This is a genomic window from Schleiferilactobacillus harbinensis (genome assembly GCF_008694105.1).
Classification (GTDB): Bacteria; Bacillota; Bacilli; order Lactobacillales; family Lactobacillaceae; genus Schleiferilactobacillus; species Schleiferilactobacillus harbinensis.
The window spans coordinates 497,223-522,215 of record NZ_CP041364.1; the positions used below are offsets into that span (position 1 = coordinate 497,223).

25 protein-coding genes and 1 pseudogene are annotated in these 24,993 nt (G+C 50.0%); 23 read left to right on the forward strand and 3 right to left on the reverse strand.

The genetic code is table 11. The features are described 5' to 3' along the window. Nucleotides 1-28 precede the first annotated feature (28 nt). The 9 genes from FMM01_RS02785 to FMM01_RS02825 all read left to right on the forward strand — a co-directional run bounded on the left by FMM01_RS02785 (nt 29) and on the right by FMM01_RS02825 (nt 7,692). Entirely contained in the window at nt 29-1,495 is a 1,467-nt protein-coding gene (locus tag FMM01_RS02785) for an SLAP domain-containing protein (protein ID WP_150391610.1), read from the forward strand. Between the two features lie 141 nt (nt 1,496-1,636). Further along, complete coding sequence (locus FMM01_RS02790; RefSeq protein WP_150391611.1) at nt 1,637-2,164, forward strand: hypothetical protein; 528 nt, start codon at nt 1,637-1,639, stop codon at nt 2,162-2,164. A gap of 83 nt (nt 2,165-2,247) precedes the next feature. Next, entirely contained in the window at nt 2,248-2,739 is a 492-nt protein-coding gene (locus FMM01_RS02795) for a hypothetical protein (RefSeq protein WP_150391612.1), read from the forward strand. A gap of 132 nt (nt 2,740-2,871) precedes the next feature. Then, entirely contained in the window at nt 2,872-3,768 is an 897-nt protein-coding gene (locus FMM01_RS02800) for an ABC transporter ATP-binding protein (protein ID WP_150391613.1), read from the forward strand. After that, a complete protein-coding gene (locus tag FMM01_RS02805) occupies nt 3,765-5,042 on the forward strand; it encodes an ABC transporter permease (RefSeq protein ID WP_150391614.1) in 1,278 nt (425 codons plus the stop codon). Before FMM01_RS02800 ends, FMM01_RS02805 begins: the two co-directional genes overlap by 4 nt. Before the next feature lie 29 nt (nt 5,043-5,071). After that, nucleotides 5,072-5,467 carry a GntR family transcriptional regulator gene (locus FMM01_RS02810; protein ID WP_027828961.1) on the forward strand — a complete coding sequence of 132 codons (396 nt, stop codon included), beginning with the start codon at nt 5,072-5,074 and terminating at the stop codon, nt 5,465-5,467. Beyond that, entirely contained in the window at nt 5,451-6,326 is an 876-nt protein-coding gene (locus FMM01_RS02815; protein WP_415651959.1) for an ABC transporter ATP-binding protein, read from the forward strand. The genes FMM01_RS02810 and FMM01_RS02815 overlap by 17 nt, the downstream gene beginning before the upstream one ends. Beyond that, nucleotides 6,319-6,993, forward strand: coding sequence for an ABC-2 transporter permease (locus FMM01_RS02820; RefSeq protein WP_150391615.1), 675 nt, complete (start codon nt 6,319-6,321; stop codon nt 6,991-6,993). Before FMM01_RS02815 ends, FMM01_RS02820 begins: the two co-directional genes overlap by 8 nt. Before the next feature lie 24 nt (nt 6,994-7,017). Next, entirely contained in the window at nt 7,018-7,692 is a 675-nt protein-coding gene (locus FMM01_RS02825) for an ABC-2 transporter permease (protein WP_150391616.1), read from the forward strand. Between the two features lie 82 nt (nt 7,693-7,774). Here the strand turns inward: FMM01_RS02825 and FMM01_RS02830 are convergent, their stop codons facing one another. Continuing rightward, on the reverse strand, nt 7,775-8,752 hold the full coding sequence (locus FMM01_RS02830; RefSeq protein WP_150391617.1) for an aldo/keto reductase: 978 nt from the start codon (nt 8,750-8,752) through the stop codon (nt 7,775-7,777). Nucleotides 8,753-8,925: 173 nt separating this feature from the next. On the opposite strand from FMM01_RS02830, the gene FMM01_RS02835 reads away from it, so the two are divergent. The 14 genes from FMM01_RS02835 to FMM01_RS02900 all read left to right on the forward strand — a co-directional run bounded on the left by FMM01_RS02835 (nt 8,926) and on the right by FMM01_RS02900 (nt 23,206). Continuing rightward, entirely contained in the window at nt 8,926-9,648 is a 723-nt protein-coding gene (locus tag FMM01_RS02835) for a hypothetical protein (RefSeq protein ID WP_150391618.1), read from the forward strand. A gap of 555 nt (nt 9,649-10,203) precedes the next feature. Then, complete coding sequence (locus FMM01_RS02840) at nt 10,204-11,154, forward strand: DUF262 domain-containing protein (protein WP_150391619.1); 951 nt, start codon at nt 10,204-10,206, stop codon at nt 11,152-11,154. 14 nt (nt 11,155-11,168) lie between these two features. Further along, nucleotides 11,169-11,624: a hypothetical protein gene (locus FMM01_RS02845; RefSeq protein WP_150391620.1), complete on the forward strand. Its 456-nt coding sequence runs from the start codon at nt 11,169-11,171 to the stop codon at nt 11,622-11,624. 27 nt (nt 11,625-11,651) lie between these two features. Next, the gene (locus tag FMM01_RS02850) at nt 11,652-11,846 is read left to right on the forward strand and encodes a hypothetical protein (RefSeq protein ID WP_146995692.1); all 195 of its coding nucleotides are present in this window, start codon (nt 11,652-11,654) and stop codon (nt 11,844-11,846) included. Beyond that, nucleotides 11,821-12,180: an IS66 family insertion sequence element accessory protein TnpB gene (gene tnpB, locus FMM01_RS02855; RefSeq protein ID WP_057824131.1), complete on the forward strand. Its 360-nt coding sequence runs from the start codon at nt 11,821-11,823 to the stop codon at nt 12,178-12,180. The genes FMM01_RS02850 and tnpB overlap by 26 nt, the downstream gene beginning before the upstream one ends. A 100-nt stretch (nt 12,181-12,280) precedes the next feature. Further along, nucleotides 12,281-13,837, forward strand: coding sequence for an IS66 family transposase (gene tnpC, locus FMM01_RS02860; protein WP_150391513.1), 1,557 nt, complete (start codon nt 12,281-12,283; stop codon nt 13,835-13,837). A 124-nt stretch (nt 13,838-13,961) separates the two neighbouring features. Next, nucleotides 13,962-14,717 (forward strand): HNH endonuclease family protein, encoded by a 756-nt coding sequence (locus FMM01_RS02865; protein ID WP_223850034.1) that lies wholly within the window; start codon nt 13,962-13,964, stop codon nt 14,715-14,717. 123 nt (nt 14,718-14,840) lie between these two features. After that, nucleotides 14,841-15,104: a hypothetical protein gene (locus FMM01_RS02870; protein WP_150391622.1), complete on the forward strand. Its 264-nt coding sequence runs from the start codon at nt 14,841-14,843 to the stop codon at nt 15,102-15,104. A 465-nt stretch (nt 15,105-15,569) separates the two neighbouring features. Continuing rightward, complete coding sequence (locus tag FMM01_RS02875) at nt 15,570-16,325, forward strand: helix-turn-helix domain-containing protein (protein ID WP_150391623.1); 756 nt, start codon at nt 15,570-15,572, stop codon at nt 16,323-16,325. Between the two features lie 32 nt (nt 16,326-16,357). Continuing rightward, entirely contained in the window at nt 16,358-17,197 is an 840-nt protein-coding gene (locus tag FMM01_RS02880; RefSeq protein WP_063516983.1) for an IS3 family transposase, read from the forward strand. A gap of 33 nt (nt 17,198-17,230) precedes the next feature. After that, complete coding sequence (locus FMM01_RS02885) at nt 17,231-17,536, forward strand: hypothetical protein (RefSeq protein ID WP_056990078.1); 306 nt, start codon at nt 17,231-17,233, stop codon at nt 17,534-17,536. Between the two features lie 163 nt (nt 17,537-17,699). Next, nucleotides 17,700-20,342 (forward strand): type I restriction endonuclease subunit R, encoded by a 2,643-nt coding sequence (locus tag FMM01_RS02890; protein WP_223849998.1) that lies wholly within the window; start codon nt 17,700-17,702, stop codon nt 20,340-20,342. 19 nt (nt 20,343-20,361) lie between these two features. Continuing rightward, complete coding sequence (locus FMM01_RS02895; protein WP_150391625.1) at nt 20,362-21,933, forward strand: type I restriction-modification system subunit M; 1,572 nt, start codon at nt 20,362-20,364, stop codon at nt 21,931-21,933. After that, the gene (locus FMM01_RS02900) at nt 21,923-23,206 is read left to right on the forward strand and encodes a restriction endonuclease subunit S (protein ID WP_150391626.1); all 1,284 of its coding nucleotides are present in this window, start codon (nt 21,923-21,925) and stop codon (nt 23,204-23,206) included. Before FMM01_RS02895 ends, FMM01_RS02900 begins: the two co-directional genes overlap by 11 nt. Nucleotides 23,207-23,273: 67 nt before the next feature. Here FMM01_RS02900 and FMM01_RS02905 read toward each other — a convergent pair. Continuing rightward, nucleotides 23,274-24,206 (reverse strand): annotated as a pseudogene (locus FMM01_RS02905) (site-specific integrase). A gap of 34 nt (nt 24,207-24,240) precedes the next feature. Further along, nucleotides 24,241-24,774, reverse strand: a complete 534-nt coding sequence (locus FMM01_RS02910) for a restriction endonuclease subunit S (protein ID WP_150391627.1) — start codon at nt 24,772-24,774, stop codon at nt 24,241-24,243. Between the last annotated feature and the right edge of the window lie 219 nt (nt 24,775-24,993).

The window sequence follows — 24,993 nt, forward strand, 5'->3', positions numbered from 1 at the left end:
CAAACATATTGTTTGGGGAGGAATCATAGTGAAAAAGTTTAAGGGTGCTTTATTTGTTGCGGCAGTTTTTGCTGGTATTGCCGCGGCTGGACAGGTCGGGAGTATTCATGCAGCTGCTCCTTATGTTGGCACAGTGAACTATGTCAAGCCATACGGGATTGCACTGTGGAATGGCTACGGATCAAACAAGGCTTATGCGGGTCGCAAGTTGACCGCTGGGAGTCGCTGGGCAACGTACAAAGCGGTCCAAGCTGATGACGGCAATATTTATTTTAATCTCGGTGGCAATCAGTATATTGCCGGCAATTATCTGGATCTAAATAATGAATACTCCACCCAAGCCATGAAGGGTGTTGTCAAGATCAATTATGTACCAGGCTACGGCATCATGATTTGGAAGAATGCCGGTGGTACAGGGGCATTAAATAAATACCTGAAACATGGTACATACTGGCGTTTGCTGAGCCGGGCAGTTGTTAATGGCCACACGTGGTACAACTTGGGAGGCAATCAGTGGCTGGATAGCAAGTACGCAATTTTGATGGACGATTACACCCGTGGTCCAAAGACTTATGGTCAAAATGCCCCGACCATTAATACTGGTGATCAAGGCAGTTCAACTAACGGTAACGGTGGTACTGGCTCTGGATCAGGTTCCACGACTGGCGGCGGTTCTTCAACGGGAACAAACACTGGGAATACTTCTGGCAATCAGGGCTCATCTACTGGTAGCACGACAGGATCTGGTTCTACTGGATCCGATTCACAGGGAGGCTCTTCGACCACAGGATCTGGTTCACAGGGTGGATCAGAGACAAGTGGTACTGCAAAAGTTGAGCCTTTGTCAGTAGACGACGCTCTGTATCACAAAAATCCCGATTTGCCCGCTGGCGAAGGTGGCGTGATGATCATGCCAGTAAATTCACTGTATAAATACAGCTTCATCGCTGCTGGATATATGGTCACCGGCAAAGTTGGCTCTACCTTTACAGTTAAATTGCCGGATAAAATTAATTGGACCTTTAACGGCACGAATGCTGATTACAAGCCTTCAGATACCGGCACAATTACCGGTACGATTAAAAAAACCGGATGGGACTCTATCGACGTACCTTACGACCAAATCAATGCTCAAACGTTAAGTCTTTCCACTCTTCAGCAATGGGCTTACCAAACTATGGATGACTATCGTTCTACCCATGGATTACCTGCTTTGCGTCATTCGTCTACTTTGCAGAACCAGGTTCAGCAATACGCTAGTATCGGGGCGTTACATCCCTATGGCGTTGTTGTTACGCCTTACCAGCAAACGGACATCGATCAGGATACGTACAGCCATTTTAAGAACTATTTCAACGAGGACTGGGTTAACATGTTCAACCTTGATGCCATTGCTAAGGTAACGGGTTCTGGTTCTTATGGCGTTGCTGTTGGCTTCGACTCAGGAACTCGTAGTTATGAGTTCTTCTGGATGTACCGCGCAGATCAAAACTAACCGCATTGATCTGATGAATGTTTGACTCTCTCATTGGCAAGCAGGAAACTGCTTGCCTTTTTATGTTCAGTTGCTTTCGCCTAAGGTACTATGTGCTAAGTTTTAGGAGACAAAGAAAATCAACCGAGGGAGTGCTTTGAATTGAAGTTAGAAAAGCTGCGTCAAAAAATTGCTGCTGAACTGAGAGATCCTGTAGGGCAGATCACTGCTGAGCGCATCTATCAGGTAATGGTACTGGCTGAGCCAGATCGCTTCGCGGGATATCAGGAGTTTTTGAATACGCCAGACTTTTCGGACGATCCAGTTACGTTAGCGGCTCATTATCGTTCAGTCTTCACCCAAAAAGACAGTGATACTGATGACGGGGAGGAGTATGTGCTGGATATCGGCGATCAGCCAGAACCGGCTACCGGTACGCCAATTGATATTGATAGTCCCGTTCCTGCGCTGCTCAGTACCACCGACAACAGCAGTCGGTCAACTGATACCATTCCGGACCAGCCGTTGGATTCAACCATCGTTGCGGCCTTTCCGGACTATCCAGTGCGCGAAAGTGCTCGCTTTGTAGCCTGCCTTGCTGTCAATCTGGAACGGGCGCAGCAATCTCACGATACCAACACCTTAGATCGGCTTAACGCACTGGTTCAGGCTTTGACCGAGAGAAAATAATTTTGTAATTCAGTTGCTTCAGCACAACTTCCGCGGATGTACGATACATGTGTACAAATAAATAAACGAAGGAAGTTTTGACAATGAAGCAGCAAAATAGGAATGAACAAAGCAGTGAACCAGTGATCCTCAGTCTCTTTTCTGATACAGCTGAACCTTTGACTCAGCTCAAGATTGGGAAAAAGCCAACAGAAAAGAAACGCGGCGGTTATCGGAAACATGTTCGTTTTGGCGAGCAGCAGCGTATTACACCGGCACAGCAAGATCAAGTTGCAGTTGGTACTTCGATCTTCAAACAATCTCGGCGTGATGAATCTGGTCGGCGTCCATTGAGTCTTTTGGAACAACGTGAACCGACACAGAATTTCAGCGTTGACATGCCGGATATGAGTGCTGCCAATGTACTGATCGTCAAAAACGGTGAAGCTTCCATTGGTGCATGGCGTTGCGGTTTCTACGAAAGTGCCTGCGATGTTCTACACGCAGATGTACTGGACTGGGTACCAATCCAGCTGATCTATCTTGATGCAGGCTGCAGCGGCTACCAAAAAAGTTGGATTGAAGATCGATCCTGAAAAGGGAAATCTTCCGGGAAATAAAATTCAAAATTTTCCGAGAGATTTCCCTTGACTTTTCTCCTAATTGCCTATACTGTATATATTGTAATATGTACAGTATAAACACTATGAACAGTAGAGGTGAGTGCAATGCTGGAATTGCAGGGATTAACCAAAACATTCGGCGGTCAAACCGCTGTCCATAACGAAACGTTCAGCGTCGCGCCGGGGACGATCATGGGTCTGATCGGCCAAAACGGCGCGGGGAAGACGACGACGTTCCGAATGATTCTGAACTTTCTCCATCCGGATAATGGGGCGGTGCTGTGGAATGGTCGGCCCATCGCCAACCAAGACCGGGCGTTCATCGGTTATCTGCCGGAAGAGCGGGGCTTGTACCCGAAGATGAAGGTGGCCGACCAGATCGTTTTCTTTGCCCAGCTCCACGGCCTCTCCCGGGCCGATGCCCTATCGCGGTTAGACGAGTGGATGGACCAGTTCCAAGTTAAGGGGAAGAAAACTGATAAAGTCAAAGATCTGTCGAAGGGGAATCAGCAAAAGATTCAGCTGATTGCTACTTTGATCCACATGCCCAAACTGTTGATTCTCGATGAGCCATTCTCTGGATTGGATCCGGTGAATGCGGGCCTGTTGGAAGATGGGATCCGTTTGCTCAAGGAGAACGGATCGGCCATTATTTTCTCCAGTCATGATATGAGCAACGTGGAGGAAGTCTCTGATCATCTTGTCATGCTGCGCAATGGTGAGACTGTGCTGAACGGCAAAGTCAGCGAGATTCGCCAGCAATTTGGCCGGACGAAGGTCTATTTGGAACAGCCGCCGCTGAGCGACGCCGAATTAGAAGCCTTCCCCGGGGTCGCCAAGGTGCTCCAGCAGGGCACGCGCTACACGCTGACCTTGAGCGATCCGGCCGCGGGTCGGGCGTTGTTCGAAGCCGCCACGGCGAAGGGGTATTTACCGGAATTCAGTCAGCAGCCGCCGACATTGGATGAAATTTTCAAACTGAAAGCAGGTGCATCGGCATGAACGCAGTCAAAATTGTTTTCAACCAAGTCTTTCGCAAAAATCTGAAGAGCGGTACCTGGTGGTCTATCGTCCTGTCGCCGCTGGTTCTCGGTCTGATCATGTTCGGGATCGGGTATTACGTCAGCAGTACGACGGCCCCGGCTGAAGTCGGCGTGGTCGCCGCGCAACCGATTCAACAAGGGCTAAGCAAACAGTCCAGCGATTCAGTGAAGTATCGGACATACGGCAGTCAAGCCGCGGCCCAGAAAGCGCTGCGGGATAAGAAAATTGACGGGGTCCTCACCGTCAATGCCCAAACGCCGTACACCAGCCGGTATATCAGCCGCCAAGGCGGCCAAGACGTCAGCAAAAACACGCTGACGGCGGATCTGAGCCAGCTGAATACGGCGGCCGTGGCCGGCGAACTGCACTTGACCGGCGCTCAGCTGACCAAGCTGCTCACGCCGCCCACGGTGACCACCCGGAGCGTGACGTTCTCGGATAGCGGCAAGATGAGCACCAAGGGCGGCGCCGACGAGGGGGCAAAGTATTTCCTGGCCATGGCGATCAGCGTGCTGTTCTACGGCTTCCTGCTCAGCTACGGATCTATGACCGCTCAAGAGATCGCCACGGAGAAGGGCAGTCGGATCGAAGAAATGATTCTTGCGGCGATTAGCGCACGGGCCCAATTTATTGGTAAAATATTAGGGATCATGGCATTGATGGTTGTTCAAATCATTCTGTACGGCATTGCGACCGGTATTGCCTTGCTGGTGGGCCGCAATAATCAAACGATTCGCGGAATCGTCAGTCAGGTGGATTGGTCAATGCTGGACGGCAGCTTCCTGGCGGTGACCCTGGGCTTCTTCATTGTCGGAATTCTCAGCTACACTGTGCTGTCTGCACTGCTGGGGTCCCTGGTAGCCAGTCAGGAACAGGCTGGCCAGGCCTCCATGCCGGTGGTGATGCTGTCCTTGATCGGGTATCTGGCCTCCCTGATGTCCGCCAACGGCAGCACGCCGCTGATGAGCATCATGAGTTACATCCCGTTCCTGTCGCCGATGATGATGCCCTCCCGGTTGGCGGTGGGCCAGGTCAGCAGCGGCGAGGCCGTGATCGCGCTGGCCATCAGCACGGCCTTTCTGATCGTCTTCACCTGGCTAGCGGCGAAACTCTATGAAACCAATGTGCTGGCATACTCCGACAACAGTATCTGGCATGCGCTGCGTCAGTCATGGACGATCGCCCGCAGCGAACGGGGCCGGGGCAAAGCTGTACCAGCAAATACGAAATAAGCAATCTTGTAGAAAGCAGAGGCGGCAGTATGCGGATCGTCGTATCGAATAAAGCGGGTATTCCGATCTATCAACAGATCGAAGACCAAATTAAAACCGCCATTCTTGCTGGCGATCTGGTGGAGGGCACATTGCTGCCCTCCATTCGTCAGCTCGCAAAAGATTTGCAGATCAGTGTGATCACCACGACGCGGGCCTACCATGACCTGGAGGAGCAGGGATTCGTGAACAACGTCCAGGGCAAAGGCAGTTACGTGCTGGGCCAGGATAGTGCGCTGGTCCAGGAGCACGCCCTGCGGGAGATTGAGGAGCACCTCGGCGATGCCCTGGCGGCGGCCCAGCTGGCGAAGATTCCCGTGCAGGACCTGCACACGATGCTTGATACGCTGATTGCAGCAGAAAGTGGTGATGATGGTGACCGGTGAGGAAGAAAATCTGATCGTCGTGGACGGTTTAGCGAAACAGTATAAGGAGTTCACCCTGCATGGGATCCATTTCCATTTGCCCGCCGGCTACATCATGGGCATGATCGGGCCCAATGGGGCGGGGAAAACCACTACCATCAAAGCCTTGCTGGATATGATTCGGCCGGATGCGGGAACCATCAGCTTGCTCGGCGCCGCGACCGCGGCCGACCGGATCGCCCTGCGGGACAGTTTGGGCGTGCAGCTGGATACCACCCTGTATCCCGATTATTGGCGGGTGAAGCAGGTGGCAAAAAGTCTGCGGTCTTTCTTCCCCCAATGGGATGATGCGTATTTTGACCAATTGTGCACCGACATGGAGATTCCGCTGAAGACCAAGTATAAGAGCATGTCCCGGGGGACCCAGGTGAAGCTGCAATTAGCGGCGGCCTTAGCCCATCATCCGCGCTTGCTGATTTTGGATGAACCCACGGCGGGACTGGATCCGCTGGCCCGGGATGAACTGCTGACCCGGTTGCAGGACTTTATCGCGGATGGGCAGCATTCGGTGCTGCTGTCGACCCATCTGACCGGAGACTTGGAACGAATCGCGGACTTTCTGCTGTACATTCGCGGCGGCCGGCAGCAGTTCTTTGGCCACGTGGATGATCTGCTGGGTCAGTATGTATTGATCAAAGGCGGCTTAGCTGATTTGACGCCGGCCTTGCGGGCCGCGTTGATTGGCCTGCGGACCCACAGCGAAGGGTTCAGCGGCTTGCTGGCGGTGGATCAGACGGTGGGTTTGCCAGATACCCTGCTTCAGGAAAGCATCACGCTGGAAGAATTGATGATTTACTTTGGGAGGGGCCCCCATGCGTAATGCAGTGCGGATCATGCGGCTCGATATGCGGTCCGTGAATACACGCAGCAGTATCTTGTTCATTTATCTCATCACGGACCTGGTCACCGTGGCCTTAGCGTTCAGTCCCATGCAGAAAACGGCGTTCCTGGTTGGGTTCGGCGGTCTGATCGGCGGATCGGGGGCGTGTCTCATCACCCCGTTCATTGCCAGTGGTCAGCGCGGACTCGACGCGTTTTATGCTTTGCTGCCAGTGCGCCGGCGGGATGTGGTGAATGGGCATTACTTGTTTGCGGTCACGCTTGGCGGACTGCTGCTCCTGAACACCTGGCTGATCGTGATTGTACTTCACTGGCTGCGGCCGACGCTGTTCGGTGCTGATTTGCCGATCTTGATTGCCTTTGCCCTCGTCGGGCCGTTTATGCTGCTGCTGATGTCGTCCCTGCAATATCCGATAGTGATGCGGATCGGTTACGAAAAGGCGCCGTATTTGATCTTCTTGCCGATCGTGGCGGCGGGCCTGGTGTCGGGGTACATCGCCGGGTCGTCTACTGATCTGCTTGGGCCCCAGGGGGTCTTTTCTGCTCGCGGGTATCCCTTGCTAGGCTTGAGCTTGGCCGGTGGGGCGGCGGTGTTCCTGGTGTCGCTGTTGGTGGCCCGGCGGTTGTACGGCCAGCGGGATTTGTGATGAATAAGTTTGGGAGGCACGCGCATGCGCAACGCTTATAAAATGATGATGCTCGACATGCACGCCGTCAGTGCGCGAAATAATGTGGTCTATATTTACTTGGCCATTGATCTGATCACGATTGGGTTAGCATACAGCCCGATGCGCGAAGATGCGTTTTTGATCGGCTTCGGCAGCATGATCGGCGGCTCCGGCGCGTATCTGATCACGCCGTTTATCTCCAGCGCCCAGCGCAGTCTGGATGCGCTGTACGCCATGCTGCCGATTCGCCGGCGGGACGTGGTCCATGGCCACTATCTGTTTGCGCTCACGGTGGGGCTGTTGATGTTGGGGAATACGTGGCTGACACTGATGGTGATCCATCTGCTGCGGCCGGCGCTGTTCGGCAGCGACTTCCAGATCCTGCTGTCTGTCTCTCTGGTCGGCCCCTACATGCTGCTGATGATGACCGCCGTGCAGTATCCGATTCTGATGCGGGTGAGTTATGAGAAAGCGCCGTACGCGGTTTTTCTGCCCTTTATCGTTACTGGGTTGTTTGTCGGGTATCTGGGCGGTATTTCTTCCCAATTCGTGGGGACGGCCGGCTTTCTTTCTCGTCGGGGCCTGCGGATTGGCGGGATTGCCTTAGCCGTTGGTGCGGTGCTGTTTGTTGGGTCGCTCTGGCTGGCTCGGAGATTGTACGAGTATCGGGATTTGTAATTTGTAATGGGATAGAAAAATGGCTGACCAGCGCGCGCATAGGCCTTGGTCAGCCATTTTCTTAAGCTTGATGGGTAGCTGATCACCAGAGGTAGTCAACTGGATCTTTAATATATTGGTCGTAGACATCTTGGACGATGCCCATTTGCTCGTGGGTCAGGGCGGGCAGGTCGGCGGCCGTCGTGTTGCGGCTGATCTGGCTGGCCTTGCTGGCGCCGGGAATCACGGTGGAGACGGCGTCGAACATCAGGATCCAGCGCAGGGCAGTGGCGGCCAGGTTGTCGGTGTGCAGCCGGGCCTTCAGTTCATTGGCAGCCTTCACGCCGGTGGCGTAGTCGACACCGGAGAAGGTCTCACCCTTGTCAAATTGCTCCCCGTGACGATTCGTCGTCCGTTGATCGTTGGGACCGAACTGGGTATCCAGGGTGTATTTACCAGACAGCAGACCCGAAGCCAGCGGCACCCGGGCAAGGATGCCGACGTTGTGCTGCTTGGCCAGCTTGAAGAACAGCTTGGCCGGGCGCAGGCGGAACATGTTGAAAATGATCTCCACGCTGCCGATGTTGTAGTCCAGGGCCTTGATAGCCTGCTCCACCTTTTCGACACTCACCCCGTAGTTCTTGATCTTGCCCTCTTTTTGGAGCTGATCCAACGTGAAGAAAGTCTCAGGCGTGTAATATGTATCGAAACTGGGACAGTGGAGCAGGACATTGTCCAGGGCGTCGACGCCTTGGTTGGTTAGACAATCATCGATCCATTGGCGGATATTGTCCGGTGAATAACCGGCCGCCGTTTGTTCCGGTAGCTTGCGGCCGATTTTCGTGGAAATGATGATGTCGTCGTGAGTCTTGCGGAACTGGCCGATGGCGTGCTCGCTTTGGCCGTCTTGGTAGACGTCGGCGGTGTCGAAAAAGTTCACGCCGGCGTCATAGGCCGCGGCGAGGGTGTCTTGGGCGTCTTGAGTGCTGAACGGGTCGCCCCATTTGCCGCCAAGCTGCCAGGTGCCGAGGGAGACTTCGCTGATTTTTAAACCAGTTTTTCCTAAAGTTCTGTATCTCATGGTGGTCATCCTTTCGCTAGTTACTACTACCAGCATACCGAGTCTGGGGTGGGAAAGCCATTGGCGGACAAAAGTCTAAATATTTCTAAAGCCTTACAAACTAGGTAACAATTTTGTAACATAGGGTTGTTTCCAGCGTTTTGGTCGGTTACACTGTTTACGAGGTGATAAATATGAAGACACGTACATTGCACATCGCACTTATATCCGCATTATCGTTAATTCTTTTGGCTGGTTGCAGTGAAGGCACCAACAATCACAGCGCTGCAGTGTCCCAGTCCGATACGACATCCTCATCCGTGAAGGCACCTAAGAAGTCAGAAAAGAAATCTGAAAGCAAAAAGAGCAGTGACAAGCAGGTTGCCGCTACCGCTAGTTCCACACCGGACAATAGCGAGGGCACTGATCAAAACAGTGCTTCCCAATCAACTGAATCCAGCCAACCGGTAGCGAATAATGATACATACAGCGCACCGGCAGCCAGCACCCAAAGCAGTCAGCAGCAGGCTGCTGCGACAACCAGCAGTCAACCGCAGAGCAGCAGCACTAGCAGCGTTGCGTCTTCTAGCAGCAAGCAGGCAGCAGCTGAAAGCAGCTCGACTGAATCCGCCGTACCGTTGGCGCAATTCCACGGTAAGTGGGATGGTGCAGACGGATTTACGATTTACTACACCACTACCGGGACGATGGTCGTAACCCAAGACGGCAATACAACTCAGTCACCGGTAGTTGCTGAACAAATGGCTGACGGCCGCGTGCTCTTCCGGGCCACTAAGCCGGGGATCAATAATATTCTCGCGAAGATCAGCAATGGCAAGATGTATCTGACCATGGCCGGGTTTGATTCTTTGGAATTAACTCGGGATGCTGGTTGGGATGGGCAATTGCCTGAGTAATTGAGTTTAATATTTCATGGTCCACTCGCGGAAGCGGGTGGATTTTTTGTTTCGATGGGTAGCACGTGCAATCTTTAATTAATGCAAGCATCATTATTGCTGTTTCACCGTCGAACTTGGTAAAATCTTCATAGAGCCACAAGCCTCTACGTGTTAGTGGTCACTGTGCTATACCCGCTGCAATGGCGTTATGAATTGTTGCGGTCGTATCTTTCGGGGATGCGTGAATTGAAAGACTTTCTCCTGCAGCGACATTGGGTCAGGATTGTATCGCATCCTTTGGGGTGCGTGAATTGAAAGATGCATGCAGACCGACCAGGCCGAAGGGGGTTGGTCGCACCTCTAGGGGTGCGCGGATTGAAACTGCTAATGGATTCTTCCAGAACCTGCTAAATGGTTGTGCTCTTGGTGTACCGGAATTAAATCTGGTTACTGAGTTTATTGGTCATTCGCAAAAGCGGATGGCCTTTTCTGTATTTTCAATCACAAATGCTCACCATCAACTCCGTTATCTGCTACAATCAAAGCAAACGTATGTTGGGGGAGTGAAAAATTATGCAAGGAAGTTCGCAAAATTTAGTCACGCAAGTAATGAAGGGGAATCATTACTATATTCCGGTTTACCAGCGCCGCTATAGTTGGGTAAAGGTCCAGGTGGAACGGTTGGTTGACGATCTGCGCTTAGCGGAGGAGCAGCACCGGCCGCATTATTTTCTGGGTAGTCTCATTTTGGATGCCACAGTTGAGGGCATCAACGATTTTTCGGTGATCGATGGGCAGCAACGAATCACCACCATTTCTCTCTTTCTGATGGCCATTCGGGATACATTTCCAAGAACTGATGAAACCCATCAACGAATCGATGATCTATACTTGATCGACAAGTACGACCACGAGAATGTGCACAAGAATCGCCTGCACTCGGTGCCAGGTGACGAGGAAGAATATGTAGATGTCTTAGAGAATGGGGCAGCGGCCAAGCCGTCGCTATTTAGGGACACCTACGTCTTGTTTCAGCAGGTGCTCAAAGACGATCCGAAGATGTCGCCACAGGATTGGCTAACCGTCTTGGAGCAACGGCTGGTCGTGATGTCAATTACCGTTCAGCAGGATGACGACGCCCAGTTAATTTTTGAAAGTCTCAATTCCACTGGGTTGGATCTAACCGAAGCCGATAAAATTCGCAACTTCCTGCTGATGGACTTACATGGCGACCAGCAAAAGCAGGCCTACGCGATTTGGCAGAAAAACGAAAAGCTGGTCGGTCGGGGTGAATTGTCCAAATTTTTCCGGCACTATCTGACATCGTTGGCTGTTCGGTCGAAAATCACTTTGGAACAGCAGATCCACGACGACTATCGGCGATTTATCGGTGAAGCTCCGGGGTTTGACCGCATTGATGAATTACGGAAGGAAAGTCAGGTGGCCAAGTATTACAGCCTGATCAGGATCCGCAGCATCACCAAGTTGAGGATTACCCCGATCCACGGGCCCGGGAGTTGTTGATTCGGCTGGGCCGAATGAATAACGATATTACCACGCCGTATTTTCTTCAGTTGTTCAAAATGAACAATTCGGGCCGGCTCACCGGTGAAGAGCTTTCTAACGTGTTAGCGATTATTCTGAGTTATTTAGCCAGACGGCTGTTTGTGGGCAGTCCGTCAACTGGGCTCAACACATTTTTCGGTATCTTGAATCGGCAAGTCGAGCAGTTGATGCGGATGACCAGCCAGGATTATGTCACGGCGTTAGGGTGGCAATTGACGAGTCGAGTGGTTGAAAACAAGTTGTTCCCAACGGATCAGGCTTTGAACGACGCGCTGGCGAAAAAGGATTATTACCATTACGCGGATCGCTCGTTCTGGTTTGTCTTCGATGAGCTGAATAATGTTCTTGGAGAGCATCAGGACCTGTTTGACGGTAAGCGGTCGTTAAACGGGTATATGGTTCGCGCCGTAGCCTCCTTGTATGCTTGAGTCATCAAGTGCACAAGGAGGCTTTTTATGGTTCAAATTAAAGATATTGTGCCGGTTCAAATGACAGATCGGACACCCAGCACTGGTGGGAAGCCCCAGATAGCTGCTCGAATCAAGCTCAAAGATGCCGAAGTGATTTTTTATAATGGTGCTGATCGGAGCACTCTGCACATCGTCTTACAGGAGTTGACTGGTAATGTTCCCCAATATCCAAGAACTTAACATCTACATCATCTGTGGCAAGACTGACCTCCGCAAAGGAATTGACGGTTTAGCTGCCTCACTGCGGGAACTCTATGGTGAGAACGAAGTCCCGTACGACCACTCACTATTCCTATTTTGCGGCAGTCAGCGGGACCGGTTCAAGGCCCTTTACTGGGATCGCAGCGGCTTCGTCCTCTATTACAAGCGGTTCGAGAACGGCCACCTGCAATGGCCCCGCAACCGGTCCGACGTACAACGACTAAGCCATTACCAGTTAAAACGATTGATCACTGGTCTAAGTATTATTGAGAGGCGTACCATTCATGACCGCAGGGTCGGATATACCAATTAAATGTGGAAGAGGATGCCAAATGAAATTTGGTATTACCTCTTCCTTTTTATGATCTATAAATGATATAATCCAATAATCAATAATTCAGGAGGGCCACACATTGGTCGACCCAAAAAATAGCATTGCACTCGCAGATGCCACCCCCGAGCAATTACGGACTATCGTCCAAAATTTACTCCACGAAAACCAACAGATGCAGGAGCAGCTGGCCGTATTGAAACGTGTTCTCTATGGTCGTCGCCGCGAATCCAGCCAAAATTTGCCAGATGGGCAAACCAACCTCTTCAACGAACACGTGCTCACCCAGGAAGAACAAGCAGCGGTCGCCAAGGCGAGTGGCGAAGACGAGCCAGTCAAGAAACGCCCTAAGAAAGTGGTTCACCGAAAATCGATGGACCTGAGTCAATTACCACAAAACACTCGCGACTATACTTTAGACACTGAAGATCAGATTTGCCCAGGATGTGGGAAGATGATGGCCGATATTGGGCGGACAGCCGTACGTAAAGAGGTCGACTTTGTCCCCGTTAAGTTGTTGGCCACCACTGTTTACCAGCACACTTACGTCTGCACTAACGAGCAGTGTTTACAAGACCACGGTAAGGTAATCACCAAGAAAGCAGACGTACCGAAGCCCGTGATCTCCCACAGTATGGCTTCAAATGCGGTCGTGACCGAATCAATCTTGACCAAATTTATCTATAAAGTGCCGGATTACCGGCAAGAAAAGCTCTGGCATAATCGTGGCGCAGATTTTACCCGGCAAGCCCTGTCTGGTTGGCCTATCAAGGCAGCCGAAGAATATCTGCGGCCGCTCTACAATTTGATGCATCAAGAACTGCTGGCCCAGGATATCATTCACGCCGATGAGACGCCCTACCGGGTGCTCGCCATCAAGAAGGCCAAGACCTATTACTGGGTTTACACCTCAGGCAAGTTTGCGGAGCATCAAATTATCCTGTATGACCACGGCGACACCCGCGGGTACGGCGAAGCTGAGCGCTTCCTTAAGGGATATACGAAATACCTGCAGACCGATGGCTATGCTGTGTATCCCCGGTTGCCGGATCTGACCAATGTTTATTGCTGGGCGCACGTCCGGCGGAAGTTCGACGAAGCGGTTACCGGTGGTGATACCGGATTGGCACCCATTGGTCGGCAATACTGTAATGAGATGTTCCACTTGGAACAGGGATGGCGTGGCCTGCCCGCAACTGAGCGACTTGCGCAGCGTAAAGAACACCTCCAGCCGCAGATGGATGCCTTCTTCAAATGGTTGTTTGAATTGGGTGACAGTTACTTACCGAAATCCAAACTTGGTCGCGCAGTTGAATACGCACTGGGCCATGAAGTAGGATTACGGGCGGTTCTCCAAGACGGCCGGTTGGAGTTATCCAATAACCGGGCCGAACGAGCCGTCAAAGAGCTGGTGATGGGCCGCAAAAATTGGCTCTTCTCACAGAGCAAACGCGGCGCCGTAGCGACGGGCATCTTATTAAGTGTGCTCAAAACTGCAGAGATAAATCACCTCGACCTTCGTCAATACTTGAACTATTTGTTTGCGGCATTACCTAATTTGCCGGTGCCCGGGGACTTGACGGTCCTACAGGACTATTTACCCTGGTCACCGAAAGTGCAGGAGATCTGCCACGAATAAATAATTCGAGTACAGCAGTGGCGCAATCCTTATGTTAGAGGGTTGCGCCACTTTTTCATATACGCCCGTTTAACGACCTCTTACGTTTGACGCGGCCCAAGCGGGTCATCTGTCGATTGAGCACATCATGCCGCAAACACTTTCTGAAAAGTGGCGGCAAGAACTCGGCCACAATTGGGAACTGATATACAACCAGTGGGATAATCGCTTTGCCAATTTAACGCTGACCGGATTCAATTCGCGCATGAGCAACCGCTTGTTTCAGGACAAACGGGATATGGAAAATGGTTACCAGCAATCTGGGATCAAACTGAACCAGAACCTGGCGAAATTGGAGCACTGGAATGAGACGACGCTCAAGGCCCGGGAGCGGCAGCTTTACAATTTGGCGGTGCGAGCATGGCCGCGGCCTGCCATCACGCCAACCAATACTGCCAAGCACATGCTGCCGCCGGACTGGACGACCTTGGAAGCCAATGTAACAATCACGGATCAGGTCGTCAGCGCCTACCGTATATTTGATCAGCCGCCGAAAGTCGCGAAAAATTGGAAAGCAGTTTTTATTTCAGTGGCTTTAGACCTCTGGGCATTGGATCCGACGCCATTCTATCGGGCGGCTAACAGCGACGACAACGACCTCATTTTTCACCAAGCAGAAATCAGCGAAGATCCGCGTTTCCACCAGTTCTACCCATTGCCCAACAGCGACCTCACTATTCGGGTGCAGCCGTTGAATAACGTGGCTCGGTTGAATAAATTGGGCAAGCTGATGACGGCTACCGGTCATGATTTGAGCGATATCAGCGTTAAGATGCATACCAGACCGTCAGTAGCCAAGCAGTTACGGCTGGGGAAGACATCGCTAGACCGAAAGAAATGAAAGATGAAATTGGCTTCCGACAAGCTGATTTTTGCCGCTGAATTGAAAACGCTTGTTATAATAGATGTGGAGTCAGTAGAGCTGAAAAAGGTTGTGTCCTAAAATAATCTGGGGGAGAAACTGATGAATGACTACTTGTTCGCAGGCATTGTGATCCTTACAGTAGTTGTATTTGTTTTGTTGTGGGTGGAAATTGCCTTACATGCGCGGCAGAAGAAGCACGGTTTACCAAAGCATTCGGCATACGACCAGAGCCAACAAATGATCAATGACATGGTCAATCTCTACAATTACCATGATATTACCCCGAATCTGGGTAATATGGGGCGGGAGATTGACCGCGGCACGGAGAAATATAAGGGCGAATTCTGGAAGCCTAAAATATAATACGATTCGTGTTGTCAATCATGTTCGCGGGAACATGTGAATTAAAAATACACTTAACGGGCCCGCACACGGCATTTTCGCCCGTTTAGTTGTCGGTCCAGTTCGTGTACTGGACCGTCTTTTTTTGCTATGATAGAGCGTAAGTAAGCGAATGAGCGAACGAGCGAAGAAAGACGTGTATAAATATGGGGAATGATTATCAATCAGAGTCGCAGCTAGAGGAATCGTTACTGCGGCGCCTGCAGTCGGTAGGGTATCGACAGGTTGCCATACCCGATGAGGCAACGCTGTATGCCCACTTCCGAGAAATACTGAACCAGCGGAATGCGGACCGATTGAAGGGTACGCCATTATCCGACAAAGAATTTCAACGAGCGTTGAACCAGATGATTGGTTGGGTACACTCCCTTCAGGGTGGACAGACCAAATAATCAAAGGTCTGTTCTCCCAGAAGGGAGTTTTTTTATGCGGCGGAAGGGAATCCGTTACTCTTTGGAAGACAAGATTGAGTTCGTTAATCGAGTACTGTCTGGCCAGTCACTCATGGATGTTCAGCGATCCGGAGGGCCGCGCAAGGAAGCATTGAGTCAATGGGTACAGAAGTATAAACAATGGGGAGCAGCCGGACTCGTCCCTAAGGAACGAGCACCGCGACGCCAACAGCGTAAGCGCACGACGTATTCCAGCGAGCTCAAGTTTCAGATTGTTCAGGAATACCTAGCGGGTGGGACGTCCTACTATAAGCTGTGTGCTAAGTACGACATCTCCAATCCAGCAGTCGTTTACCAATGGGTTTCTCTGTATAATAGTGGTCAACTACTACAGACCACTAGAGGGAGTGCACTCATGACCAAGGGCAGGAAAACGACTTACGTTGAGAGAATTGAAATTGCACAGTGGACCATTGCACATGACATGGACTACCAAGGGGCCATTAAGCACTTTGGTGTTTCGTATGGCCAAGTTTATTCATGGGTAAAGAAGTTCCGCGAGAGCGGCGAGGAGGGTCTCACTGATCGTCGCGGCCAGCGTAAGCCTGAAAGTATCCTTGATGAGAATGAACGTTTAAAACTCGAGAACAAGGAGAGCAAGGCTCGGATTGATTATCTGGAGACGAAAATCGCACTATTAAAAAAATTGCAGGATGTAGAGAGAAGGAGTGCCGGCAACGACACCGACAGCACCAATATATTGCCATTCACGAACTCACCCAAGAAGTAAACCAGGTCACCAAGCGATACCACTCGGTATCGGTGTGTTGCCAAATATTCGATATTCCACGCTCTGCTTACTACAAGTGGTTGCGCCGGAAACCGACGAAGCAAGACATCGTAAACGACGAGCTGGTCCGTCTTATCAAGGAACAGGAAGCGGACAACCATTATATTTATGGCGTGCGCCGATTAACGATGATTATCAATCGGGAAACGCAACATCACGTGAACCCTAAACGGGTCCGGCGATTGATGCGGGATAACGGTATCCAGTGTTCGATTCGTCAGAAGAAGCATGATCGAGTAGCGGAGAAGAAAGAATTCATTCTTGGCAATAAATTGCTTAACCAAGACGGCAGTCATGCCTTTCATCCTACCCGGCCAAACGAGGTTTGGGTCACGGACTGCAGCGAGTTGACGTACGGTTTCAATTCAGAGTGCCGCTTGCGTCTGAGCGCGATCAAGGACCTCTACGACCATAGTATCGTAGCCTGGGAGGTTGAACCGACTGAGACTGCCACGCTGGTCACCGACACGTTCAGGGCGGCAGTAGAAGCCGAAGAAGTACTGCCTAAGCTTCTGCACAGTGATCAGGGCTCCAGTTACACTTCCCGGCTTTACAACACGGAATTAGCCGGGTCCGGCGTCATTCATAGCATGTCACGGCCAGGAACGCCTGGCGACAACGGCCCGATGGAGAGTCTCTGGAGTCATGCGAAGGCTGAGTATTTTGCCTTCTTCCACGCCAACACATACGAAGAAATGATGCGGCTCATTGAAGAATACGCGTTGTGGTACAACTGCAATCGGCGCCAAGAAACACTCGATGGCATGACCCCCGTGGAATACCGGAATCATGCCGTTAAGACAGCGGCTTGATCGTGTATTGAGGGACGCATAAGGAGGAGAACCATGATTCGAGAAGGACAATTTTACCAGGCCTGGGACCAAATTACTGGTTTTGATATTTATCGTGATGAACCGCGAGAAGAGATTATTTTCGACGCGGGTGATGTTTTCCAGGTCTACGATCATTCACTTCTTTACGACGAAGAAAGCGATTCGATTGTCGACCTTGTATTTGTTGTAACGCCGACCCGCACAAGGTTCCAAATCTACACAGAAAATGTGATAGCCAAGGCCAAGCGCATCTCTATGGGAACGTATGAGATGGCACTAAATCGGTATCCAACTATTCCAGAAGGACCATTTGATTAGGAAAGTTCTTGGATCAAAAATGGCAGCCCCTGCGGACTGCCAAAATCAGTAACTAATTCGCCCCTAATTGGGGAACAACACGAGAACGACCTTTTAATATTTGAGCTGTCCACTTGACGGGGCACCGCCCCGTTCCCGGTCGTTTTTTGAGATTGCTCAGATTTTGCGGGGAAATGACACTCAACCAACCGGAAAAGTGACGATTCAACGGGATGATAACTCACCGTTATACTTAGAGTTTTTTGATGGCCGAACATGGTCGGCGAACGTGTGGGAAGTTACCCATCAGCTGACCGTTGAGGGAGTGCACGAAAACCGGTATGACGTTATTATTTTGGTTAATGGCCTGCCTCTGGTCCAGATTGAATTGAAGCGTCGGGGTGTCGACTTCACGCAGGCGTTTAATCAAATCATTAGGTACAAGCAGGAAACACAACGGCAGGTCCCAATTCTCCGACTCGTTCAGATGTATATCATTTCTAACGGTAACGAAACCCGGTATTTTGCCAATGGTGACGGTAGTCTCAACAGCAAGTTCATGTTCTATTGGACGGATGTGCAAAATAATTGGTACAACGACTTGGATGCTTTTGCGCTGGCTTTTTTGAAACCCCAGCGGCTGCACAGTATTATTGCCCGGTACACGATTTTTGATTCGTCCAACCAAAAAATGCTGGTGATGCGGCCTTACCAGGTTTATGCGACGGAAGCCATTATTCGCCAGGCCAATCAACATCCTGACGAAAATGGGTTTATTTGGCATACCACTGGTTCCGGTAAAACCATTACGTCGTTTAAAGCGGCCCGGCTGCTTTCCCAGACGACAGATGCTGAGAAGGTCATCTTTCTGATTGATCGAGCTGATTTGGACGCTCAAACCGCAAAGAATTTCGATTCTTACTTACCAGCTACCACTGGCGGCGGCCCTGCGCTGGACCGCACGGACAATACGGCAACACTGGTTAAGCAGTTGCAGTCTTTGGATAACCCGTTGATCGTGACCACAATCCAGAAATTGAGTAATGCCGTCAAAAATGATCGGTTTAAGAGTGTCCTCACGCCATACCACGACAGAAAAGTAGCGTTCATTGAAGATGAGTGTCATCGCAGCCAGTTCGGCAAGATGCGCAAAGACGTTAATCACTGGTTTCAAAATGCGCAACACTTCGGGTTCACTGGCACGCCGATTTTTAAAGAAAACGTCGGTGCAGACGGCCGGACGACTAAAGATCTGTACGACAAGGAGCTGCATCAGTATCTGATCAGAGACGCCATTCGGGATGGGAACGTCCTGGGCTTTGCCGTACAGTACATCAGTACGATCAGGGGCAAAGGGATTGAAACCGGGGACGACGAAAAGGTCAATGCCATTAATACCCGGGAAGTCTACGAAAATCCAAAGCGGTTGGAACTGATTGCTGAGCACATTCTGTTGAACCATGATCGGACGTCAAAGAATCGGCTTTATAACGCCATTCTTACAGTACCCAACACTCGCATGGCGCTGGCCTACTATGACATGTTCAAAAAGCTGGATCCTAAGCATCGACTGAACGTGACGACGATTTACACCTGGACAGCCAACGAGGACGATAACGAAGAACACCAGGGAACAGATGACGTGACGTCCCGCTTGGGGCTTGATCGGGTTATCAAAGACTATAACGCGTATTACCATACAGATTTTTCAACTGAGGACTTCAAGAAATACTTTGCCGATGTATCCAAACGAATGAAGGAACATGATTCCCGGACACCTGACCAGAATATCGACGTCCTAATTGTGGTGAATATGTTTCTGACCGGCTTTGACTCACCTAAGTTGTCCACATTGTACGTTGATCGCTACTTAAAATGGCACACACTGCTCCAAGCTTTTTCTCGGACCAACCGCGTAGAAACCGACAGCAAGCCCTTCGGCAATATTATTGCCTACCGCAACCTTAAGCGGGACACCGATGACGCCATCAAGCTGTTTTCTGGCGGCACCGGGGCGGCTAATTTCTTAGCCCCCAGCTATGATGAGTTGAAGGGCGACTTCACCGATGCCATTCACAAGCTGCGTCAGGTTGTCCCCACCGTACAATCCGTGGATGATTTGTACAACGTTGGTGATGACGCCGTGAAAGAGTTTGTTTTGTCTTTCCGCGACGTTCTCCGAATTTTCAATAAGCTCAGAGTTTACGACGACTTTGATTGGAGCCAGTTTGCACCGGCTTTTACGCCGCAAGACATGGAAAATTATCGCGGCCGCTACTTTACTGCTTACGAACGGCTCACCAGTGACGGGTCAGATAAAGTGGTTGGTTCAGTGCTGGACGACATTGACTTCGAAATCAACCTGGTCCGGCAAGACAAGATTGATGTGCAGTACATCGTGAATCTGATTAAATCCATTGATCTGGATTCGAAGGAAAACCGCGATTCAGACAGCCAGCGAATTCGACGGATGATCGACAATGCAGACAGTCCAGAATTGAAGGCTAAATCTGAATTGCTCAAGGAATTCCTGGATAAAGTGATTCCGCAGCTGAAGCCTAATTCCGACATCGGTGATGCCTTGACCCAGTTTCTCCGGGAAAGTCAGCAGAAGGCGGTTCAGTCCTTTGCCCGCGAAAAGAGGATTCCCCAAGACTTGATCACCGAACAAATGGCTGATTACCAGTTCTATGGTCGGGCCGACGATGCGGATATCATGAATCGGCTGGGGAAAGTCCCTGACTTAGGCTTTCTCCAGCGCCGCGACTTGAAAAAAGTCATCATCGACTTCGTATCCGATGCCATCAATAATTACACACTTAACTGAGAAGGAAGAATAAAACAACATGTCTGAAGAAACACATACGACCCAAACACAGCAGCAAGCCGAGCTGCAAAAACGACTGTGGGCAATTGCTAACGATTTGCGCGGCAACATGGACGCGAGCGAGTATCGGAATTACATTCTGGGCCTGATCTTCTACCGGTTCTTGTCCGATCAGATTGTCGAGCATGCCGATAAAATGCTGGCACCCGACCACCTTACGTTCGCCGAAGCCTATGCCAAACCAGACTATAAGGATGCTGTGAAAGACGAGCTGGTCGGCCAGGTTGGCTTCTTCATTGAGCCGCAATATCTCTTCCCAAGTCTCGTGAAAAATATCCAGGATGGTCATTTTGATGTGGAACAATTGCAGAATGCCGTCAACGCCGTACAGAATTCAACACTGGGCCAAGAATCCGAAAGCGACTTTCGGGGTTTGTTTGAGGACATGGATCTGAGTGCCTCCCGGCTAGGCAACACTGTCGCCAAGCGGAGTGCATTAATTGGGAAAGTTATCCTATCCCTGGCCAATATCAGTTTCAAAGAGGCCGACTTGAAGATCGACGTGCTGGGCGATGCGTATGAATATCTGATTGGCCAATTTGCCGCCGGAGCAGGGAAGAAAGCCGGAGAATTTTACACACCACAACAAGTTTCTAAACTGCTGGCACAGATTGTGACCATGGGTCGTTCTGAACTGAAACAAGTATATGACCCGACTATGGGATCTGGTTCGCTACTATTGCAGTTGGGTAATTACGCCAAGGTTGGTGAGTACTATGGTCAAGAAATCAATGGCACCACGTATAACTTGGCCCGAATGAACCTGCTGATGCATGGGGTTAATTACTCCCGGTTCAATCTGTATTTGGGCGACACGTTGGAAGAAGACCACGTCGATTCCATGACATTCGACGCCGTCGTCGCCAACCCGCCATATTCTGCCAATTGGGATCCAGCGGGCAAGCTGGATGACGAACGGTTTAGAAAATATGGGAAAACGGCGCCGAAGTCAAAGGCAGATTTTGCCTTCGTCGAGCACATGCTCTACCACCTCAGCGCTACCGGCACAATGGCAGTTGTACTGCCTCATGGTGTCCTTTTCCGGGGCGCTGCGGAGGGCGCGATTCGGCGCTACATGATCGAACAAGACAACGTTCTGGACACCGTCATCGGCTTGCCTGCCAACCTCTTTTATGGGACGAGCATTCCTACGTGTGTGTTGGTCTTCAAAAAGGGACGTGACAGGAATGACGTGCTCTTTATTGATGCCTCCAGCGATTTTGAGAAGGGCAAGAACCAAAATACGCTCCCTGATGTTGACGTGCAAAAGATTCTTGATGCTTATAAGAAGCGGGAAGATGTGGATAAATATGCCCACGTCGCTTCACTGGATGAAATTAAGGAGAACGACTACAACCTCAATATTCCGCGCTATGTGGATACGTTTGAGCCGGAACCGCCAATCGATATCGATGAAGTCAAACAGCAACTGGCTGAGGTAGACCAACAGATTCAGGATGCGCAGGCAGAGTTTGACAAACTAGCCAGTCAACTCGTTTGGACGGATAAAGGGGATCACGATGACAAGTAAGAAACAAAGGAAGGTGCCGGAACTACGGTTTCGTGGGTTCACTGACGATTGGGAACAGCGTAAGTTATCTTGGATGCTGGACGCTCAAGATGGTATTCGACGTGGTCCATTCGGAAGTGCGTTGAAGAAAAGTCTATTCGTATCAAAAAGTGATTACGTGGTTTATGAACAACAAAATGCCATCTATGACCACTACGCAACCCGTTACAACATCCCAGCTGATATCTTTCGAAAGTTGATGAAATTCGAGCTCACTCCCGGTGATTTCATCATGAGTGGAGCAGGAACGATTGGTCGGATATCAAGAGTGCCAGAAGGCGTAAAAAAAGGAGTTTTTAACCAGGCACTGATTCGCTTCAAGATTGACTCAAAGAAAACAGATGCAGAGTTTTTCCTGCAATTTATGCGTGGCGACGATATGCAGAGACGTCTGACGGAATCGAATCCGGGATCTGCCATTACTAATCTTGTTCCGATGAATGAAGTGAAAAAATGGTTGATCCATCTTCCAAACCTGAATGAACAAAAGAAGATCGGCGACTTTCTAAAGACAATTGACATTACGCTCGCTCTTCATCAACGTAAGCAAAGTCTTCTAGAAAAATTGAAACAAGGATATCTCCAAAAACTTTTCCCACAAAAAGGTCAGCGACAACCTGAGCTCCGATTCTCTGGATTCACTGATGATTGGGAACAGCGTAAGCTTGGCCGGCTAGTAGATACCGTTCGTTCCTATCCTCTGTCCAGAGATGTCGAAACAAGTTCCGAAACCGGATATCGATATATTCACTATGGAGATATTCATACTGGTGTAGCGGATAAAATAAATGACTGGCGTGTTCTTCCCTCAATACGTAAGGGCTCTTACGTCACTTTGAAGAAGGGGGACGTCGTGGTTGCTGATGCCTCGGAAGATTATCAAGAAATCGCGATTCCATCAGTACTGCTCGATACCGATAATCAGCAGATTGTTGCAGGACTGCATACTATCGCCTTCAGACCCAAAAATGAATTGATTCCATTGTTTCTTTACTTTACGCTCACTGCACCAAAGTTTAGACACTACGGGTATCAAGTCGGCCAGGGGCTGAAGGTCTTTGGTATTAGTCGTTCGAACGTTGAAAAGTTTGATTTGGATACTCCTTCACCTAAAGAGCAGGAGAAGATTGTGGGATTGCTGGATTTACTGGATTCAACTATCGCTCTTCATCAACAAGAGATCGACCGGCTACAGGAACTCAAGCAGGGATACCTGCAAAAGATGTTCGTTTGAATAACAGCAGACAGAAAGAATGGACGCTCTCAAGCGTCCATTTTCATACTCCCACCGTGGATCAGTGTTAGTTCAAACCCGCCAGGTACCGCATTACCTTATCATTATCCTGGTTCTCCAATTCGTGAATTACGTGCAGATATGTCTGCTGAGTAGTGGTCATATTTGAATGACCGAGCCGGCGCGCCACACTCGCAATGGAGACGCCGGCATACAGAAGAAGCGACGCGTGGGTGTGGCGCAGGCCGTGGATAGAAATAACCGGCACTTGCGCAGCCAGGCAATGCTGGGAAAGGTGGTAGTTGGCCGTGGAATTGAAAATGCGGCCATGGACAAACATCGGCTGGTCATCGGGCAGCTGTTTCACCAGTTGAGAAAATTGCATAATGGTTTGCCAGTCGATTTGAATTCGGCGTTTTGATGACCGGTTCTTGGTCGGCTGAAAACCCTGGTGCTTAACATCCTTGTAGTTCCAAGTTTTTGAAATGGACAGTGTTTGTCTGGCAAAGTCAAAATCCTTTGGTGTAACGGCTAAAGCCTCCGCAAAACGCAATCCAGTTTTAGCGACCAATAGGATGAACCAGTCCTAAGTCACGTCAGGACCGAGATCAAGGGAAGTGAGTAGTGCATGAAGTTCAAACTGGTTGAGGTACTTCGGCTTCTTTAGGCCAGGACTTTTACCCTTGATGACAATTTTTCGCGTGGGATCTCGGTCAATTAGGCCTTCATCAACAGCATCCAGAACAGCGCTTTTCAGTTGATGGTGAAAATCCATCGTTGTTTGCTTTTCGTGAGTCTCGGCATAGTCGTTGAGCAGTTGCTGATATGACTTACGGTCAAGGTCAGCGAGAGTAAGACCGGGAGCTAATTCCAGCAATCGGCGGTGAGTGATCATGTACTTTCGGAGAGTGACTTCTCGGACCGCGCCGACCTTGTACAAGTGCACCCAATCATAAAAATAACGTTCGAACCGGATTTCGGTGGGATTTTCTGAATTCATTTTCAAACCTCCTGAAAAGTCTTGTTGGGAACCATTATTTATATACGCAGACAAATACCATTTTTGTCAGTGTATCTCGATTTTTCTTGACAGTAGGTTTCAGCCACGAACGTTGATGAAGAGCAATCGTTTTATCCAATGATGAGAAAAACAAGCCTATCTTTGCTTGTTCACCCACTTCGGGACCTAAGAAGAGGAAGTTATCGAGTTCTTCTCTGTTAATTTTTGGCATCCCTGTACGCATTGATACGGAGACGGTGTATTGATAAAAAGAACGTGTTTGGATCAGATAAAACAGGAAAACCTGCTTAAGGTGCGTTGAATTCGCACGTAATACGTATGTGTCAGCACTTGATAGCCCATTCGTTGCGGCAATGACGTACTTTGCCAGTTGTGGATTGATTTTTCCGTAAATTATATCTCCTGGGAAGAAACGGAATTTTCCCGAAATCAGATTATCTTGCTTCACGGTATGAACGTTATCCAGTAACCTGCCGCTAAATGATTCAATATTTCCCGGCCCCACGTGAGGAAGCTCAGAGTATTCTTGCAGGCGTGGGTCGACCATATCCGTTGAAATGTTTACGAGGTCAGCAAACTTACGCTGTTCCCAATAATCAGCAGTTTTCGGACATCTATTTTGCGTGTTGACGATAATATCCGGTTGCTATTGGTTTGAGTACTTGGAGAGCATGACGAGCGAACCCAAGACAACAAATAAGCATTCAGTTCCCTCTTTTAAAGTTTTTCCATCATTAGAGTGATATCATTGAGTAGTCTTCGTATT

Excerpts from the sequence above, each read along its gene's own strand:
- FMM01_RS02795 (WP_150391612.1), top strand. The coding sequence starts at position 2,248 with ATGAAGCAGCAAAATAGGAATGAACAAAGCAGTGAACCAGTGATCCTC.
- FMM01_RS02800 (WP_150391613.1), top strand. The coding sequence starts at position 2,872 with ATGCTGGAATTGCAGGGATTAACCAAAACATTCGGCGGTCAAACCGCT.
- FMM01_RS02805 (WP_150391614.1), top strand. The coding sequence starts at position 3,765 with ATGAACGCAGTCAAAATTGTTTTCAACCAAGTCTTTCGCAAAAATCTG.
- FMM01_RS02810 (WP_027828961.1), top strand. The coding sequence starts at position 5,072 with ATGCGGATCGTCGTATCGAATAAAGCGGGTATTCCGATCTATCAACAG.
- FMM01_RS02815 (WP_415651959.1), top strand. The coding sequence starts at position 5,451 with ATGATGGTGACCGGTGAGGAAGAAAATCTGATCGTCGTGGACGGTTTA.
- FMM01_RS02820 (WP_150391615.1), top strand. The coding sequence starts at position 6,319 with ATGCGTAATGCAGTGCGGATCATGCGGCTCGATATGCGGTCCGTGAAT.
- FMM01_RS02825 (WP_150391616.1), top strand. The coding sequence starts at position 7,018 with ATGCGCAACGCTTATAAAATGATGATGCTCGACATGCACGCCGTCAGT.
- FMM01_RS02830 (WP_150391617.1), bottom strand. The coding sequence starts at position 8,752 with ATGAGATACAGAACTTTAGGAAAAACTGGTTTAAAAATCAGCGAAGTC.
- FMM01_RS02835 (WP_150391618.1), top strand. The coding sequence starts at position 8,926 with ATGAAGACACGTACATTGCACATCGCACTTATATCCGCATTATCGTTA.
- FMM01_RS02840 (WP_150391619.1), top strand. The coding sequence starts at position 10,204 with ATGCAAGGAAGTTCGCAAAATTTAGTCACGCAAGTAATGAAGGGGAAT.
- FMM01_RS02845 (WP_150391620.1), top strand. The coding sequence starts at position 11,169 with ATGAATAACGATATTACCACGCCGTATTTTCTTCAGTTGTTCAAAATG.
- FMM01_RS02850 (WP_146995692.1), top strand. The coding sequence starts at position 11,652 with ATGGTTCAAATTAAAGATATTGTGCCGGTTCAAATGACAGATCGGACA.
- tnpB (WP_057824131.1), top strand. The coding sequence starts at position 11,821 with ATGTTCCCCAATATCCAAGAACTTAACATCTACATCATCTGTGGCAAG.
- FMM01_RS02870 (WP_150391622.1), top strand. The coding sequence starts at position 14,841 with ATGAATGACTACTTGTTCGCAGGCATTGTGATCCTTACAGTAGTTGTA.
- FMM01_RS02875 (WP_150391623.1), top strand. The coding sequence starts at position 15,570 with ATGCGGCGGAAGGGAATCCGTTACTCTTTGGAAGACAAGATTGAGTTC.
- FMM01_RS02885 (WP_056990078.1), top strand. The coding sequence starts at position 17,231 with ATGATTCGAGAAGGACAATTTTACCAGGCCTGGGACCAAATTACTGGT.
- FMM01_RS02895 (WP_150391625.1), top strand. The coding sequence starts at position 20,362 with ATGTCTGAAGAAACACATACGACCCAAACACAGCAGCAAGCCGAGCTG.
- FMM01_RS02900 (WP_150391626.1), top strand. The coding sequence starts at position 21,923 with ATGACAAGTAAGAAACAAAGGAAGGTGCCGGAACTACGGTTTCGTGGG.
- FMM01_RS02910 (WP_150391627.1), bottom strand. The coding sequence starts at position 24,774 with ATGGTCGACCCACGCCTGCAAGAATACTCTGAGCTTCCTCACGTGGGG.